Origin of the sequence: Micromonospora sp. AKA38 (assembly GCF_027925725.1) — a bacterium.
Classification (GTDB): domain Bacteria; phylum Actinomycetota; class Actinomycetes; order Mycobacteriales; family Micromonosporaceae; genus Micromonospora.
This window is the reverse complement of record NZ_BNEI01000004.1, coordinates 360,543-376,179: the sequence shown is the minus strand read 5'-3', so window position 1 is coordinate 376,179 and position 15,637 is coordinate 360,543. Positions and strand designations below refer to the sequence as shown.

At 75.0% G+C, this 15,637-nt stretch carries 11 protein-coding genes and 2 riboswitches; of the genes, 2 read left to right on the top strand and 9 right to left on the bottom strand.

The annotated features are described in order from the left end of the window. Positions 1 to 43 precede the first annotated feature (43 nt). The 7 genes from cobM to bluB form a co-directional block, all read right to left on the bottom strand. Positions 44 to 883, bottom strand: a complete 840-nt coding sequence (gene cobM / locus TPA0908_RS17030) for a precorrin-4 C(11)-methyltransferase (protein ID WP_281939099.1) — start codon at positions 881 to 883, stop codon at positions 44 to 46. Further along, positions 880 to 1,662 carry a precorrin-2 C(20)-methyltransferase gene (gene cobI, locus TPA0908_RS17025; RefSeq protein WP_281939097.1) on the bottom strand — a complete coding sequence of 261 codons (783 nt, stop codon included), beginning with the start codon at positions 1,660 to 1,662 and terminating at the stop codon, positions 880 to 882. The genes cobM and cobI overlap by 4 nt, the downstream gene beginning before the upstream one ends. Beyond that, positions 1,659 to 3,020, bottom strand: a complete 1,362-nt coding sequence (locus tag TPA0908_RS17020; protein WP_281939096.1) for a cobyrinate a,c-diamide synthase — start codon at positions 3,018 to 3,020, stop codon at positions 1,659 to 1,661. The genes cobI and TPA0908_RS17020 overlap by 4 nt, the downstream gene beginning before the upstream one ends. Next, positions 3,017 to 3,628 carry a cob(I)yrinic acid a,c-diamide adenosyltransferase gene (gene cobO, locus TPA0908_RS17015; RefSeq protein ID WP_281939095.1) on the bottom strand — a complete coding sequence of 204 codons (612 nt, stop codon included), beginning with the start codon at positions 3,626 to 3,628 and terminating at the stop codon, positions 3,017 to 3,019. Before cobO ends, TPA0908_RS17020 begins: the two co-directional genes overlap by 4 nt. A 60-nt stretch (positions 3,629 to 3,688) precedes the next feature. After that, positions 3,689 to 5,908: a VWA domain-containing protein gene (locus tag TPA0908_RS17010; protein ID WP_308447833.1), complete on the bottom strand. Its 2,220-nt coding sequence runs from the start codon at positions 5,906 to 5,908 to the stop codon at positions 3,689 to 3,691. After that, a complete protein-coding gene (gene cobN, locus TPA0908_RS17005; protein WP_281939093.1) occupies positions 5,905 to 9,573 on the bottom strand; it encodes a cobaltochelatase subunit CobN in 3,669 nt (1,222 codons plus the stop codon). The genes TPA0908_RS17010 and cobN overlap by 4 nt, the downstream gene beginning before the upstream one ends. Before the next feature lie 320 nt (positions 9,574 to 9,893). Beyond that, a riboswitch (cobalamin riboswitch) is annotated at positions 9,894 to 10,023 on the bottom strand. A 196-nt stretch (positions 10,024 to 10,219) separates the two neighbouring features. Further along, positions 10,220 to 10,861, bottom strand: a complete 642-nt coding sequence (gene bluB, locus TPA0908_RS17000; RefSeq protein WP_281939091.1) for a 5,6-dimethylbenzimidazole synthase — start codon at positions 10,859 to 10,861, stop codon at positions 10,220 to 10,222. Between the two features lie 35 nt (positions 10,862 to 10,896). Next, positions 10,897 to 11,099, bottom strand: a riboswitch (cobalamin riboswitch). Positions 11,100 to 11,414: 315 nt separating this feature from the next. Here bluB and TPA0908_RS16995 point away from each other — a divergent pair. After that, entirely contained in the window at positions 11,415 to 12,707 is a 1,293-nt protein-coding gene (locus TPA0908_RS16995; protein ID WP_281939089.1) for a cation:proton antiporter, read from the top strand. A gap of 101 nt (positions 12,708 to 12,808) precedes the next feature. Here TPA0908_RS16995 and TPA0908_RS16990 read toward each other — a convergent pair whose 3' ends face one another. Further along, positions 12,809 to 13,222 carry a hypothetical protein gene (locus TPA0908_RS16990; RefSeq protein WP_281939087.1) on the bottom strand — a complete coding sequence of 138 codons (414 nt, stop codon included), beginning with the start codon at positions 13,220 to 13,222 and terminating at the stop codon, positions 12,809 to 12,811. 115 nt (positions 13,223 to 13,337) lie between these two features. Between TPA0908_RS16990 and TPA0908_RS16985 the strand changes: the two genes are divergently transcribed. Further along, on the top strand, positions 13,338 to 14,486 hold the full coding sequence (locus TPA0908_RS16985) for a glycosyltransferase (protein WP_281939086.1): 1,149 nt from the start codon (positions 13,338 to 13,340) through the stop codon (positions 14,484 to 14,486). Here TPA0908_RS16985 and TPA0908_RS16980 read toward each other — a convergent pair. Then, the gene (locus tag TPA0908_RS16980) at positions 14,470 to 15,510 is read right to left on the bottom strand and encodes a ketoacyl-ACP synthase III family protein (RefSeq protein ID WP_281939085.1); all 1,041 of its coding nucleotides are present in this window, start codon (positions 15,508 to 15,510) and stop codon (positions 14,470 to 14,472) included. The two genes, TPA0908_RS16985 and TPA0908_RS16980, sit on opposite strands and share 17 nt — an antisense overlap. Positions 15,511 to 15,637: the final 127 nt, after the last annotated feature.

Sequence of the window (15,637 nt, the reverse complement as noted above, 5' to 3'; positions counted from 1 at the left end):
GTACGCGGCAGGTCCGGCTCCCGCAGCGGCGGTTCCGGGTACGTCACCGGGAACCGTCCGTCGGGTCGGTGGGGTGGGCCGCGGTGCGGCGGCGCAGTTCGGCCCGGGCGGCCGGCTCCGCCCGCCGGTAGGTGTGGAAGTGCCCGGGGTGGTAGAGGTGGGAGCGGGTCCCGGTGGCGGCCAGCGCCGGCCCGATCAGGAAGAGCGTGTGCTTCCAGAGCCGGTGCTCCTTGACCGTCGCCGCCAGGGTGCCCACCGTGCAGCGCACCACCAGCTCGTCCGGCCAGGTCGCCCGGTACGCGACCACCGCCGGGGTGTCCGCCGAATAGCCGCCGGCCAGCAGCTCGGCCTGCGCCTGGCCGGACCGTGCGGCGGAGAGGAACAGCGCCATCGTGGTGCCGTGCCTAGCGAAGTCGCGGACCCGTTCGCCGGGCGGCATGGGGGTCTTGCCGCCTTCGAGACGGGTGAGGATCACCGACTGGGCGACCTCGGGGACGGTCAGTTCGCGTCCGGCGATCGCGGCGACGGCGGTGAACGACGAGACGCCGGGAACGATCTCGACGGCCAGGCCGAGCGCCCGGCACAGGTCCAGTTGCTCCTGCACCGCGCCCCAGAGCGCCGGGTCGCCGGAGTGGATCCGGGCCACCGTCAGCCCGCGCCGCGCGGCCCGCTCGTACAGCGGCAGCACTCCCTCGACGGGCAGTTGCGACGAGTCCACGATCTCCGCGTCGGCCCGGGCGTGGCCGAGCACGTCGGCGTGCACCAGGCTGGCCGCCCAGATCACCAGGTCGGCGTCGGCGATCACCCGGGCCGCCCGCAGGGTCAACAGGTCCGCCGCGCCGGGGCCGGCCCCGACGAACCACACCTTTCCGGAGCCGGTCACAGTTTTCCTCCTCGGCGGTCCCGGCGGGCGGGAACCAGCAGCGTCGACAGGTACGGCAGGTCGTGCTCGGCGTCGTCCACCGCGCCGATCCGCTCGTCGGGCAGCCCGAGGCCGCACCCGAGCACGGCGTCGCCGAGGCGGCCCTGCCGGCGCAGCTCCCCGACCAGCTCCGGGTGCCGCCGCCAGCCCTTGTAGGCGACCACGGTGCCCGGGCCGGCCAGCGCGTCGGCGAAGAGCGCCAGCCCGGCGGTCGCCGGTAGCAGGGTCAGCGGCTCGCGTCCCTCGCAGAGCGGGGTGCCGCTGCGCGCGGCCAGCTCCTGCATGGCGGTGATACCGGGCACGGTGGCGACCCGCACCACCGGGCGCAGCGCGCGGACGCTCTGCGCCAGGTAGCCGAAGGTGGAGTAGACGTTGGGGTCGCCGATGGTGGCGAAGGCGAGCGCCCGCGCCCCGGCGTCGACCGCCTCGACCACCACGCGGGCGGCGGCGTCCCAGGCCGCCGCCCGGCGCGGGCTCACGCCGCCCCGGTCGTCCAGGGCGAACGGCAGCCGGCGCAGCCGGTCCGCCCCGACGTGCGCCAGCACGGTCCGCTCGGCCCGCCCGGCGGCCCCGCCCTGGTCCGCGGCGCCCGCGGGCCGATCGGCCATCACGGGAACGAAGACCAGGTCGGCCGCACGCAGCACCCGTACCGCCTTGAGGGTGAGCAGTTCCGGGTCGCCGGGCCCGACGCCGATCCCGGTCAGCACGGCGTCGACCGGCGCGGCGGCCCCGGCGGTCATCGGCACGCCTCGACCAGGCGCCGGGCGGCGGACGGGTGGCCGGCCCAGTGGGTGTGCAGGTAGGAGGCGTGCACCCGGCCGGCCACGAAGCCGTGCGCCGCGCCGTTCCAGCGCCACGCCGGCTGCTCGCCGTGGCCGGGGTCGGTGGTGGTGCGGTGGAACTCGTGGCCGCGTACCGCGTCGCCGGCCCGGGCCACCGGGGAGTCGGCGGCGGCGACCGCCTCCCGGTAGCCGAGGGTCAGCCGGCCGGTCATCCGGGCCGTCAGGTCGAGCCGCCCGCACATGGCCGCGCCGTCCAGGGACCGGCCGAGGTAGAGCAGCCCGGCGCACTCGGCGACGATCGGGCCGTCGAAGGCGGCCAGCTCGGCACGGAGTGTGGCGTTGCCGGCCAGCGCCTCCGCGTACGCCTCGGGAAAGCCGCCGCCGACGATCACCGCGCGGGTGCCGGCGGGCAGTGCCGGGTCGCGCAGCGGGTCGACGGTGACCACGTCGGCGCCGGCCGCGGTGAGCAGTTCGGTGGTCTCCGCGTACGAGAAGGTGAAGGCCGGACCACCGGCGACCGCGACCAGCGGACGGTCCCCGCCGGCCGGGCCGCCGACGGCGGCGACCGGGTCCCAGGCGGGCACCCGCAGCGGCGCGGCGGTGCGGGCCAGGTCGAGCACGGCGTCCAGGTCCACCGTGGACTCGACCAGGTCGGCGAGGGCCGCGACGATCGCGAGCGACTCGGGCGCCCGCTCGGTGACCGGGACGAGCCCGAGGTGCCGGGCCGGGGCGGCCACCTCGGCGGCCCGGGTGACCGCCCCGAGCACCGGCACGCCCACTTCGGCGAGCGCGTCGCGCAGCAGCGTCTCGTGCCGGGGCGAACCGACCCGGTTGAGGATCACCCCGCCGATGCGCACCGTCGGGTCGAAGGCGGCCATGCCGAGGGTGAGCGCGGCGGCCGACCGACCCTGCGCGGTGGTGTCGAGCACCAGCAGCACCGGCGCGTCGATCAGCCGGGCGACGTGCGCGGTGGAGGCGAAGTCGCCCCGGCCCACGGCGCCGTCGTGCAGGCCCATGACGCCCTCGACCACGGCGACGTCGGCGGGCGTGGGGACGCTCGCGCCGTGCCGCAGCAGCGGGGCGATCCGGTCCGCGCCGACCAGGAAGGGGTCGAGGTTGCGGCCGGCCCGGCCGGCGGCGAGCGCGTGGTAGCCGGGGTCGATGTAGTCCGGACCGACCTTGTGCGGGCTGACCGTCAGGCCACGGCGGCGCAGCGCGGCGAGCAGCCCGGTGGCCACCGTGGTCTTGCCGTGCCCGCTGGCCGACGCGGCCACCACCAGCCGGGGCAGCGCCCAGGGCGTCGTCGGGTCGGTCACCACTCGATACCCTTCTGGCCCTTCTGACCGGCGTCCATCGGGTGCTTGACCTTCGTCAGTTCGGCGACCAGGTCGGCCGCCTCGACCAGCCGTGGGTCGGCGTCGCGCCCGGTGATCACCACGTGCTGGAAGCCGGGCCGGTCGGCGAGGGTGGCGACCACCTCGTCGACGTCCACCCAGCCCCACTTCATCGGGTAGGTGAACTCGTCCAGCACGTACAGCCCGTACCGCTGGGCGGCCAGGTCGCGCTGGATCTGCCGCCAGCCCTCCAGCGCGTCGGCGGCGTGGTCGGCCGCACCGGCGCGCTGGATCCAGGACCAGCCCTCGCCCATCTTGTGCCAGGCCACCGGCGCGCCCTGACCGGTGCGCTCGTGCACCTCGCCGAGCGCCCGGAAGGCGTTCTCCTCCCCCACCCGCCACTTGGCGCTCTTGACGAACTGGAACACCCCGATCGGCAGGCCGGCGGTCCAGGCCCGCAGCGCCAACCCGAACGCGGCGGTCGACTTCCCCTTCATCTGTCCGGTGTGGACGATCAGCAGTGGCCGGTGCCGCCGCTGCCGGGTCGTCAGGCCGTCGTCGGGCACCGTGCTCGGCTTCCCCTGTGGCATCAGCGATCTCTCCTCGTCGGCACTCCGGTCGGACGGTCGGTCATGGGCGCGCGTCGTCCGCTACGCCGGGGCGGCGCGTGCGGGACCGCGGGCGGACGGCCGGGTGACCGCGTGCAACGGGTGGCGGGGGGCGTCGAGCTGGGTGGCCAGGCGGTGGGCCAGGCGCAGGCGGACCGGACCCGACTCGCAGTCGACGACCACGCAGGGAGCGCCGGTGGCGGCGAGCACCGTCGCCGCCGTGGCCGCCCGCTCCAGCGGGCGCCGACCCGCGGTGGCACGACCGTCGGTGACGACCAGCACCAGCGGGCGGCGCTTCGGGTCGCGCAGCCGTTCCCGGCGCAGCAGGTCGGCCGCCGCGAGCAGGCCCTCGGCCAGCGGGGTACGCCCACCGGTGGACATCTCGGCCAGCCGGATCGAGGCGGTCAGCACCGACGAGGTGGCCGGCAGCAGGGTGCGTGCCCGGTCGCCCCGGAAGGCGATCACCGCCACCTTGTCCCGCCGCTGGTACGCGTCGGTGAGCAGGGCGAGCACGGCGTCCTTGACCGCCGTCATCCGCTCGCGGGCGCCCATCGACCCGCTGGCGTCCACCACGAACAGCACCAGGTTGCCCTCGCGTCCCTCGCGGACCGCCTCGCGCACGTCGTCCGGGCGCAGCCTCAGTGGGCCGGTGAGCCGACCCCGGGCCGCCTGGTGCGGCGCGCCCGCGCGGACCGTGGCCGGCAGGTGAAGCGCGGCCACCCGACCGGACGGCACCCGGGCGCCCGTGGTGCGGCCCCGCCCGGTGCGGGCGCGGGACCGCCGACCGGGCACCCCGTCCCCCACCCCGGGCGCGGTGAGCAGCCGCGCCGTCAGCCCACCCCGGGGTACGGCCACCGACTGAGGGCCGGCGCCGCCGTCGCCCGGACCGGGCCGGCCCCGACGCCGGTCGTCGCTGCCGCCGTCGCCCGGCCGGCCGCCGTCGGCCCGCCCGCCGGGACCGGGCGGCCCGTCCCCGGCGAACGGCTCTCCGTCGGGTCCGCGTCGGTCGGCGTCGACGGTGCCGCGCCCGCCGGAACCGTGCGCCTCCGGGTCTGCCACGTCGGGACCGCGACCGTCCCCGGCACCCCGGTCTCCGCCGCGCCCGTCCGGGCCGCCCCCGCCCAAGCCGGGACCGTCCCCGGCGGCCCCACCGTGGCCGCCCGGACCGCCCGGACCGCCGGGACCGCCCGGACCGCCGTCCCGCGGGCCGTCGCCGTCGGGGCCGCCGTCGTCCGGGTCGTCGGGGTGCTCGTCCTGGGCGCGCTGCAACGCCTCGTCGAGGCGCTTGTCGTCCAGGCCGGGAGTGTCGAACGGGTCGCGGCGACGCCGGTGCGGCAGGGCCAGCCGGGCGGCCATCCGGACGTCGTCGACGGTCACCCGGTCCCGCCCGTGCCAGGCGGCGTGCGCCATGGCGGTACGGGCGGTGACGATGTCGGCGCGCATCCCGTCCACGTCGAACGCGGCGCAGACCTCGGCGATCTGGCGCAGCGAGGAGTCCGGCAGTCGTACCCGGGCGAGCCGCTGCCGGGCGGCGGCCACCTGTCGGGCGGTCCGCGCCTCGGCCTCGGCCCAGCGGGCGGCGAAGCCGGCCGGGTCGGCGTCGGCGGCCAGCCGGCGACGGACCACCTCGACGCGGACCGCCGGGTCCCGGCTGGCGCCCACCTCGACGGTGAGCCCGAACCGGTCGAGGAGCTGCGGGCGCAGCTCACCCTCCTCCGGGTTCATCGTGCCGACCAGCAGGAACCGGGCGGCGTGGCTGACCGAGACGCCCTCCCGCTCGACGTGGTTGCGACCCATCGCGGCGGCGTCGAGCAGCAGGTCGACCAGGTGGTCGTGCAGCAGGTTCACCTCGTCGACATAGAGCACCCCGCGGTGCGCGGCGGCCAGCAGGCCCGGCTCGAAGGCGCGTACCCCCTCGCCGAGGGCCCGCTCCAGGTCCAGCGAGCCGACCACCCGGTCCTCGGCGGCGCCGACCGGCAGCTCGACCAGCCGGGCCGGCGCGGTCTCGGCGGCGGCGCCGGCGAGGTGCGGACCGTCCGGGCAGGCCGGGTCGGGCGCGGCCGGATCGCACCCGAACCGGCAGCCCGCCACCCGCCGCACCGGTGGCAGCAGCGCGGCGAGGGCCCGTACGGCGGTGGACTTGGCGGTGCCCTTCTCGCCCCGCACCAGCACCCCGCCGATCGCCGGGGAGACGGCGTTGAGCAGCAGCGCCAGCCGCATGTCGGCCATGCCGAGCACAGCGCTGAACGGGTAGGTGCTCATGCGCGTTCCTCCAGGTCACCCTCGCTGGCGAGGTACGTGTCGCGGAGCCGGTCCAGGGTGGCCGGCTCCGGTTCGGCCCACAGCCCCCGGTCGGCGGCCTCCAGCAGCCGCTCGGTGATGCCGCGCAACGCCCACGGGTTGGACCGCTCCAGGAAGTCACGGGTGGTGTCGTCGAAGACGTAGGCGGCGGCGAGGTGCTCGTACATCCAGTCGTCGACCACCCCGGCGGTGGCGTCGTAGCCGAACAGGTAGTCCACGGTGGCGGCCAGCTCGAACGCGCCCTTGTAGCCGTGCCGGCGCATGGCGGCGATCCACTTCGGGTTGACCACCCGGGCCCGGAACACCCGCCGGGTCTCCTCGCCCAGCGTCCGGGTGCGCACGTCGTGCGGCATCGCCGAGTCACCCACGTACGCCTCCGGCGAGGCGCCGGTCAGGTGGCGGACCATCGCCACCATCCCGCCGTGGTACTGGAAGTAGTCGTCGGAGTCGACGATGTCGTGCTCGCGGGTGTCCTGGTTCTTCACGGCCACCGCGATCCGGGCGAACGAGCGTTCCATGTCGGCACGCGCCTCCCGCCCGTCGAGACCGCGGCCGTAGGCGTAGCCACCCCAGACCGCGTACACCTCGGCGAGGTCGGCGTCACTGCGCCAGGTACGGGCGTCGATCAGCGGCAGCAGTCCCGCGCCGTACGCGCCCGGTTTGGAGCCGAAGATCCGGGCGGTGGCCCGCCGCTCGTCGCCGTGCTCGGCCAGGTCGGCGGCGACGTGCGCGCGGACGAAGTTCTCCGCGTCCGGCTCGTCCAGCGCGGCCACCCGCCGGACGGCGTCGTCGAGCAGCGCCACCACGTGCGGGAACGCGTCGCGGAAGAACCCGGAGATGCGGACCGTGACGTCGACGCGGGGCCGGCCCAGTTCCGCGGTCGGCACCACCTCGACGCCGGTGACCCGCCGCGAGCGGTCGTCCCACACGGGTCGGCAGCCGAGCAGGGCCAGCACCTCGGCGATGTCGTCGCCCTGGGTCCGCATGGCGCTGGTGCCCCAGACGGACAACCCGACCGACCGGGGGTACACGCCGGTGTCGGCGAGGTGCCGCGCGAGCAGCGAGTCGGCCAGCGCCGTGCCGACGTCCCAGGCGTTGCGGCTGGGGATGGCCTTGGGATCGACGGAGTAGAAGTTGCGACCGGTGGGCAGCACGTTGACCAGCCCCCGGGTGGGCGAGCCGGACGGGCCGGGCGGCACGAACCGGCCGTCCAGGGCGCCGAGGGTGTTGGTCAGCTCGTCGGTGGTCCGCGCCAGGCGGGGCACCACCTCGGTGGCGGCGAAGCGGAGCACCGCGGCGGCGTCCGGGACGGCCCGGCCGGTCACCTCCGCGACCACCGCCTCGACCGCGTCGGCCTCCCAGCAGAGGGTCTCCAGGCCGACCACCAGCCGGCGCGCCAGCGCCTCGATCAGGTCGACGGCGTCGGCGGCGGTGACCGACGGCCCGTCCACGACCTCGGTCAGCGCGGCCGGCACGGCCACCCGCCGCCCCGGCGACGCGAGCAGCGCCTGCTCGTCGAGACCGTACGCGCCGGCGAGGGCCTGCCGCAGGCCGGGCAGGGCACGGGTGCCGCCCCAGACCTGCGGGGCGCGTAGCACCGCGAGGACCAGGTTGACCCGCGGCTCGCCGGTGGGGGCGGCGGCGAGGACGTGCAGCCCGTCGCGGATCTGCACGTCCTTGACCTCACAGAGGTAGCCGTCGAGGTGCAGCACGAAGTCGTCGAAGTCGTCGGCGTCGGGCATCGCCTCGGCGTGCAGGTCGTGGTGCAGTTCGGCGGCGCAGACCAGGTCCCAGATCTGCGCCCGCACGGTCGGCGCCTTGGCCGGGTCGAGGGCCTGCACGGTGGCGTACTCGTCGAGCAGTTGCTCCAGTCTGGCCAGGTCTCCGTAGGTCTCGGCGCGGGCCATCGGCGGCACCAGGTGGTCGACCACGACGGCGTGGGCACGCCGTTTGGCCTGGGTGCCCTCACCGGGATCGTTGACGATGAACGGATAGACCAGCGGCAGGTCGCCCAGCACCGCGTCGGGGGCGCAGTCGGCCGCCAGGCCGAGGCCCTTGCCGGGCAGCCACTCCAGGGTGCCGTGCTTGCCCAGGTGCACCACGGCGTCCGCGCCGAACCCACCGTCGGCGACCGGCGCGGCGAGCCAGCGGTACGCGGCCAGGTAGTGGTGGCTGGGCGGCAGGTCCGGGTCGTGGTAGATGGCGATCGGGTTCTCCCCGAAGCCGCGCGGCGGCTGGATCAGCAGCACCACGTTGCCGAAGCGCAGGCCGGCCAGCACGATGTCCCCGCCGTCGGTGTACAGCTCGCCGGGCGGCTCTCCCCAGTGCTCCCGCATCCGCTCGCGCAGCGCGGCGGGCAGCTCGTCGAACCACCGTCGGTACGTGCGCCCCGGTATCCGGGCCTCGGCGGCGCGCTGCTGCTCCGGGGTGAGCCACTCCACGTCGTGGCCGCCCGCGGCGATCAACGCGTGGATCAGGGCGTCGCCGTCGTCGGGTGGCGGGGCGTCGCCCAGGTGGTAGCCGGCGTCGGCCATCGCCGCGAACAGCCGGACGGCGGAGGCCGGGGTGTCCAGACCGACCGCGTTGCCGACCCGGGAATGCTTGGTCGGGTACGAGCTGAGCACCACCGCGACGCGCTTGTCGGCGGCGGGCACGTGCCGCAGCCGGGCGTGGCGGACCGCGATGCCGGCCACCCGGGCGGCCCGGTCGGGGTCGGCGGCATAGACCGAGAGCCCGTCGGCGTCGATCCGCTTGAACGAAAACGGCACGGTGATGATCCGGCCGTCGAACTCGGGGATGGCCACCTGCATGGCGGCGTCGAGCGGGGACAGTCCGGCGTCGCTGCCCGCCCACTGCTCGCGGGTGCTGGTGAGGCAGAGGGCCTGGATCACCGGCACGTCCAGCGCCGCGAGGGCGCCGACGTCCCAGGCGTCCTCGTCGCCGCCGCCGGAGGCGTCAGCGGCCACCGCTCCGCCGGCGGCGAGCACGGTGACCAGCAGCGCGTCGCACCGGCCGAAGAGTCCGAGCGGACCGGCGCCGGCGGTCAACCCCCGCAGCGAGCCGCAGAAGATCGGCAGCGGGTTCCCGCCGGCGGCCCGTACCGCGTCGGCGAGCACGTCGACGAAGCCGGTGTTGCCGGCCAGCGCGTGCGCCCGGTAGAAGACGATCCCCACGGTGGGCCGGCCGGGGACGATCTCCGGATCGCCGTGCACGCCGTAGGCCGGGGTGGGCGCGGGCGGGTCGAAGCCCTCGCCGGTGAGCAGCACCCGGTCGGACAGGAACCGGGCCAGCCGGCCCAGGTTCGCCGGGCCGCCCTCGACCAGGTACGCGAGCGCCTGGGTGACCACACCGGACGGCACGGTGGAGACCGCCATCAGCTCCGCGTCGGGCAGCGCCTCACCGCCGAGCACCACCGTGGGGACGCCGCTGGCCAGCACGGCGGCCAGCCCGTCCGGCCACGTCTGCCGGCCGCCGAGCAGGCGTACGACGGCGAGGTCGACGCCGTCGACGAGCGCGGGCACCGCGTCGGCGTCGACCCGCGCGGGGTTGGCGAGCCGGTAGTCGGCGTCGCTGGCGCGGGCGGCCAGCAGGTCGGTGTCGGCGGTGGACAGCAGCAGGATGCGCACGAAAAACTCCGGAGAGTGACGCTCGGGGTCGCGCGAAGGCGACCGGGGCGAAGCGGGATGGGAGCGGCGTCAGCGGGTGCGGCGACCCACGGCGCGACTCACCGGGACGCGGGTCGGCGAGCGGTCAACGCCGGCGGCACGCGCCCCGACCGAGGGGGTCCACGGTCTCGGGTGCGCCGGCACGACCGGCGGCGTGGCGGGCGACGGGTGCGGCGGAGTGTCCACCGTGCGGATCATGGCGATGTTCGTCGATGAAAGAGATGCCGTGCGTCATCGGGTCCTCCTCGGGTGTCCACGCCCTGGGGTACGTCCGACGGCCGAAGTATCCTGGCTTCCGGATCGACGCTCACCCCCGGCCTTCCAACCGCACGCACACGGCCGTGACTCGCGAGGGGGGATCACTCCCCGGTGACAGTGGCGGGACCGCGCCGGAATCACACCGGCTTCCTTCACTGCCGTCAGGCCGCGAATGCTGCCACACCTCCCGACCCCGGGTCAACGCCCCTCCCGCCAGGGGTGGGCGCGACCCAGCCATCGAAACGTGTTGATCGACCTCGCCGGGTCGGGCGCCGTCACGACACCCGGGCCGGTGGCCCTGCCGCGCGATGCCGGCCGGGCCACCGGCCCCAGCCCCGGTGGACAGACGTCAGCCCGTGACCGATCCGGGGTTCCAGCGGTCGTGGTGGATCGCCGTGCGCAGGGGGCGGCGGTGGCGCCAGCCGTGTCGTTCGAGATCGGGCACCGCTTCGAGGTGGGTGACGGGGCCGAGGCAGAGCCAGGCGACGGGTCGGATGCCGGCCGGAATGGCGAGCAACCGCTGGAGGAACTGCTCGCGATAGAACGACACCCAGCCGAGGCCGAGGTTCTCGGCGGCGGCGGCCAGCCAGAGGTTCTGGATGGCCAGGCACACGGAGTACAGGCCGGCGTCGGCGATGGCGTGCCGGCCCAGGACCGCGGGGCCGCCGCGGTCGGGGTCGTAGGTCACCACGATCGACAGCGAGGACTCCATGATCCCGTCGATCTTGATGCGGGAGAACCGGTGGGCCGCCTCGGCGTCGAGAGTGGCGGCGAACGTGTCACGCTCGGCCCGGACGTGCCGGTGGAACGCTTCGCGCAGGTCCCGGTCACGGACCAGGATGAAATCCCACGGCTGGGACAGTCCGACACTGGGCGCGGCGTGCGCCGCAGCCAGCACCCGGTCGAGGACCCCGGGGGCGAGGGGCTCGCCGGTGAACTGGCCGCGGACGTCGCGGCGGCGGTGGATCACGTCGTAGATGTCGCTGATCATGGGCAGGCTCCCGCTGCGCTCATGCCCCACCCGGGTGGGGCCGATGACGCGAGGCCGGTCTTCGGACTCCCAGATCAACACCGGTCCGCCCGCCTTCCCAGCCGGTTCGGCCAGTGACTGCGCACACGTGCGCGTGGGCGGCAGTTCCCTGGTCACCGCGGCGGGCCCGTGCCGGAGTCACACCGGCTTCCCGATTCTCCCCACCACCGGGTGGGGCACCTCGCAACAGTTCATGCCGCCCGGCACAATACCCGAAGTGGGGGCCGCGCCCGTGGCGGGATGGAAAGCCACAAGCGGTCATCCAGCGGCTCACGGCCGGGGAACCGCCGCCGGCAGCGCCGATCGCCTTCCCGCGAGCCTTCCCGATCCGGTTGTCCGGTGTCTTGAGTGATCTCAACGAATTTGGGAAGGTCAATTCGTTGGCGACAGTCAATCCGGGAATGGTGCTACGTCGACCGGCTGACGCCACGGCCCGCACCGATGCCGCGGCGGGTCGGCTCCGCCGCGGCGTTTCCCGTCCGCGTCCGCGCGGCCCGCACCGAAAGGACTCCTGGTGGCCATACCGGTCGCACCTCTCGGCACCCATTCGCTGCTGATCTTCCTGCTCCAGGTGGGCATCCTGCTGGCCGCCGCCGTCGCGCTCGGGCGCCTCGCGGTACGCGCGGGCATGCCCTCGCTGGTTGGTGAACTGACCGCAGGCGTGGTGCTCGGTCCGTCGGTCCTCGGCGCGGCCGTGCCCGACCTGTCCCGGTGGCTGTTCCCCCAGCAGTCCGAGCAACTGCACCTGCTCGACGCGGTCGGTCAACTCGGCGTGCTCCTTCTGGTCGGCCTCACCGGCATGCACCTGGACCTCGGGCAGCTACGCCGCGACGGTGGCGTGGCCGCCCGGGTCAGCATCGGAGGGCTCGTCGTCCCCCTGGCGCTCGGCGTCGGCCTGGGCCTGCTCCTCCCGTCCAGCGTGCTCCCGGCCGGCACCGACCGCCCGGTCTTCGCCCTGTTCCTCGCGGTGGCGATGTGTGTCAGTGCCATCCCGGTCATCGCCAAGACCCTGTGGGAGATGCGACTGCTGCACCGCGACATCGGCCACCTGATCATGAGCGCGGCCATCGTGGACGACGTCGTCGGCTGGCTGCTGCTCTCGGTCGTGGCCGCGATGGCAGCCGGCAGTCTCGGCGGCCTCGACGTCGCCCTCGCGGTCGGCACCGTGGCCCTCGTCGTCGTGGTCGCCCTGTGGCTCGCCCGGCCGCTCGTCGGCGCGCTGCTGCGGCGGGTACGAGCTGGTGGAGAGCGTGGTCCCACCGTCGCGTCGGTGGTGGTGATCCTGCTGCTGTTCGCCGCCGCCACCCACGCGCTGCACCTGGAGCCGGTCTTCGGCGCCTTCGTCGGCGGTCTGGTGATCAACGGCTGCGCCAGCCTGGACCGTGAGGCTCTTGCCCCGTTGCGGCTGGTCGTGATGAGCGTACTGGCGCCCCTGTTCTTCGCCACCGTCGGCCTGCGCAGCGATCTGACCGCGCTGGCCCGGCCCGCCGTGCTCGGTGTCGCCCTGCTGGTGCTGGCCGTGGCGGTCGTCGGCAAGTTCGTCGGCGCGTACGTCGGGGCCCGGGCCGCCCGCCTGGGTCACTGGGAGGGCCTCGCCCTCGGCGCCGGCCTCAACGCCCGAGGCGTCATCGAGATCATCGTCGCCACGGTCGGGCTGCGCCTCGGCGTCCTCGACACCGCCATGTTCACGGTCATCGTGCTGGTCGCCATCGTCACCTCGGTGATGGCGCCGCCCTGCCTACGCTACGCGGCCGCCCGACTGCCCGCGTCGGCGCGGGAACACCGTCGTGCCGAGGCTCTGAGCTGATCTCCGCCCGTCACGCCGTGGAAGCCCGACCGTGGGCACCACTGTCGGCGCGCCGTCGCCTCCCGGACGTCGCCGGCGATCCGGGGCAGCGCACCTCCGGGTTACGGAGCCTGGGTCCTGGCGCGCAGTCGGTCGACGGCGGCGCCGATCATCACGCTGTACGGGGCGTCGCCCAGCGCGGACCGGGTGGCTTCGGCGCGGTCGAGGTGACGGCGGGCGGCGGGGAGGTCGCCCAGGCGCAGGTGCGAGGCAGCGAGGTTGAGGTGCAGTGAGGGATAGAACGGGGCTACCGACGAATGCGGGGCGGTGTCCGCGTCGGCCAGGGCGCGCTCGTCCCAGGCCAGTTCGTCGGCAGCGTCGGGGCTGAGGTCGGCGATGTGGTGGGCCAGGACGCAACGGGTCAGCGGATCCGACGACGCGGCCCACTCGCTGATCAGACGGTCGCGGGAGACGTCACCGCCGCCGATCAGAGCGGCCGCCCGGGCCAACTCGGTGGTCACGTCCGCCTGGTGCACACGGTGACTCTAACCGGGACGCCGGGCGGTGGCAGTGAGCCACCGGCTTCGGTACAGTGACGCTCATCCAATCCAGCGAAGGCCGTCTATGCATATCTGGATCACGAGTCACGCGATGACGTCCCATGTCCGGCCGCTGCTGCCGGTGGCCGACGCGGCGCGACGGGCGGGACACGACGTCACGGTCGCGGTGCCCGCAGCGGCGGAGCCGCTGGCTCGACGGCAGGGGTTCGCCACGGCTGCGGTCGGGGACGACTGGCTGGCGCAGCTCACCGGCGAGGACGGTCGGTCGCCTGTCGTGCCGCTGGCGGAGCTTGAGGACGGGGCGCGCACCGTGGCGCAGCAGATGGCGGGAGGGCCGGCCGGGCGAACCGCCGCTGACCTGCTGGCACTGGCCGAGCGGAAGACGCCGGACCTCATTGTCCGGGCGTCGACCGAGTTCGGCGGCGCGCTGGCGGCGGAGGTGCTCGGCGTGCCGCACGTCTCGGTGTCGACCGGGGGCGCGACGGCGCTGACGTACGGGCCCGATCGGCTGGCGGCCTCGCTGGCGCCGCACCGGGAGGCGCTCGGCCTCGCGCCGGACCCGGAAGGGCTGGCGAGTTACCGCTATCGGCACGCCTCTTTCCTGCCGCCAGGCTACGACCGGGCCGAGGAGTCGCTACCGCACACGCGCTGCTACCGGCACGCCGATCCGCTGACCGCCGGCGAGTCGTTGCCGGAATGGCTGGAACAGCGTCGTTCCGGACGCCCACTGGTCTTCGCGAGCCTCGGCACCCTGGTGCCGCATGTGACCGGATACGGGCCCGCACTGGTCCGGATGCTGGTCACGGCCCTGGACGGGCTCGAGGTCGACGCGATCGTGTCGACGGCAGGCGTGCTGCCGGCGGGCGTGGCGCCGGGGCGGCCGCACGTGGTGCTGGTCGACACGATCTCGCAACCGTTGCTGCTGGCCCACTGCGACGTGTTCGTCACGCACGCCGGGCAGAACAGCGTGCGCGAGGCACTGGGGGCCGGGGTTCCCATGGTGACGATGCCGATCATGGGAGACCAGCTGTACAACGCCGCCCGCTGCGTCGATGCCGGCGTCGCGGCGACGGCGCCGGCCGCCGAGGCGACGATCGCGCGGCTGCGGCGGGAGATCCGGCAGGTGCTGAGCGAGCCGGCCTACCGCGAGCGGGCGGACACGGTACGCCGGCAGATGGCGGCGCTGCCGTCGGTGGACGATCTGGTCGCCGAGTTCCCCGCGCTCACCGGGGTGCGGTAGGCAGGATCTCCCACACCGCGACCGTCCAGCCGAAGCCGGCACCGGAGCCGATGGCCACGACGTGCCGCCCGGCTCGGACCAGGCCGTTGACGAGCAGGTGATGGAGCTGGACGAACTGGTCCGCGGCGCCGAGGTGCCCGATGTCCCGGCCCCAGTCGTAGAGGGTCGCCGTGGCCGGAATGCCCAGGCGCTCGCCATAGGTGTACGCCACGACCGTCTCGCCGATGACCGGGTGGACGAACAGGTCCACCCCGTCGACAGTGATCCCCGCGTCGGCCAGGGCGTTGTCCAGGGCGGTGCGCAGGCCGGCCTGGGTCTGCTCGATCGCCTCGTCGTAGCGTTCCGGGCTGAGCAACAGGTACTCCCGTTTGCGGCCGCGCAGGTCCACCGGGCCGCCGTCGGGCATCGGCGCCGCCACCCACTCGGCCGCGCCGCGGTAGATCGGTTCGAGGCCCGAGTCGGTGACGGTGGCGGTCGCGACCAGGCGGGCAAGGCCGGGCTCGCGGGTGAGCACCAGGGCGCCGGCGCCGTCGCCGTACACCTGCTGGTTCTCGCTGCGCCACCGGTCGACGTACGGCAGGGCGAACGCGTCGGCCGCGGTGATGACGGCTGCCGTGACGGCGGGCATCGCGGTCAGGTAGGCGGCGGCGGTCTCGATCGCGGCCATCCCACCGTTGGAGCTGTGCCGGATCTCGAAGGTCGGGCCGTCGCCGCCGATCGTCTCGCGACGGATGTAGTGCGCCGGCGTCCAGAAGTCCAAGCCCTGGTGGCCGAGGCTGGCGTGGATCACCAGGGTCGGCCCACCGTCGGTGGGGCGGCCCGCCCGGTCGAGCGCCTGCCGCGCGGCGGCGACGGCCATCACGGGCGGCGGCTCGGCGGGGCCGGCGACGCGGACGGCGCGGATGCCGTTGGCGGTGCTCTCGGCGGCGTCGTAGCGCCCCGTCGCGACGGCCCGCCGCGCGGACTCGCGACGCTCGGGCAGATACGCACCGGTCCCGGCGAGATAGACGTCGGCCCAGCGCACGGTGTTCCCTTCGGTCGGCGGGTTCGGCCCGTAAGCCGGTCAACGCATAGACTAACGTGAAAGGCTTAAGGGGCGTCGCGCGGCGGCACCGGTCGATGGTGACGTCCGGCCGGAGTGAGGAGGCGAG

Coding starts and splice junctions, on each gene's coding strand:
- TPA0908_RS16985 (WP_281939086.1), top strand. CDS start 13,338: ATGACGTCCCATGTCCGGCCGCTGCTGCCGGTGGCCGACGCGGCGCGA.
- bluB (WP_281939091.1), bottom strand. CDS start 10,861: ATGATCAGCGACATCTACGACGTGATCCACCGCCGCCGCGACGTCCGC.
- cobO (WP_281939095.1), bottom strand. CDS start 3,628: ATGCCACAGGGGAAGCCGAGCACGGTGCCCGACGACGGCCTGACGACC.
- TPA0908_RS17010 (WP_308447833.1), bottom strand. CDS start 5,908: ATGAGCACCTACCCGTTCAGCGCTGTGCTCGGCATGGCCGACATGCGG.
- cobI (WP_281939097.1), bottom strand. CDS start 1,662: ATGACCGCCGGGGCCGCCGCGCCGGTCGACGCCGTGCTGACCGGGATC.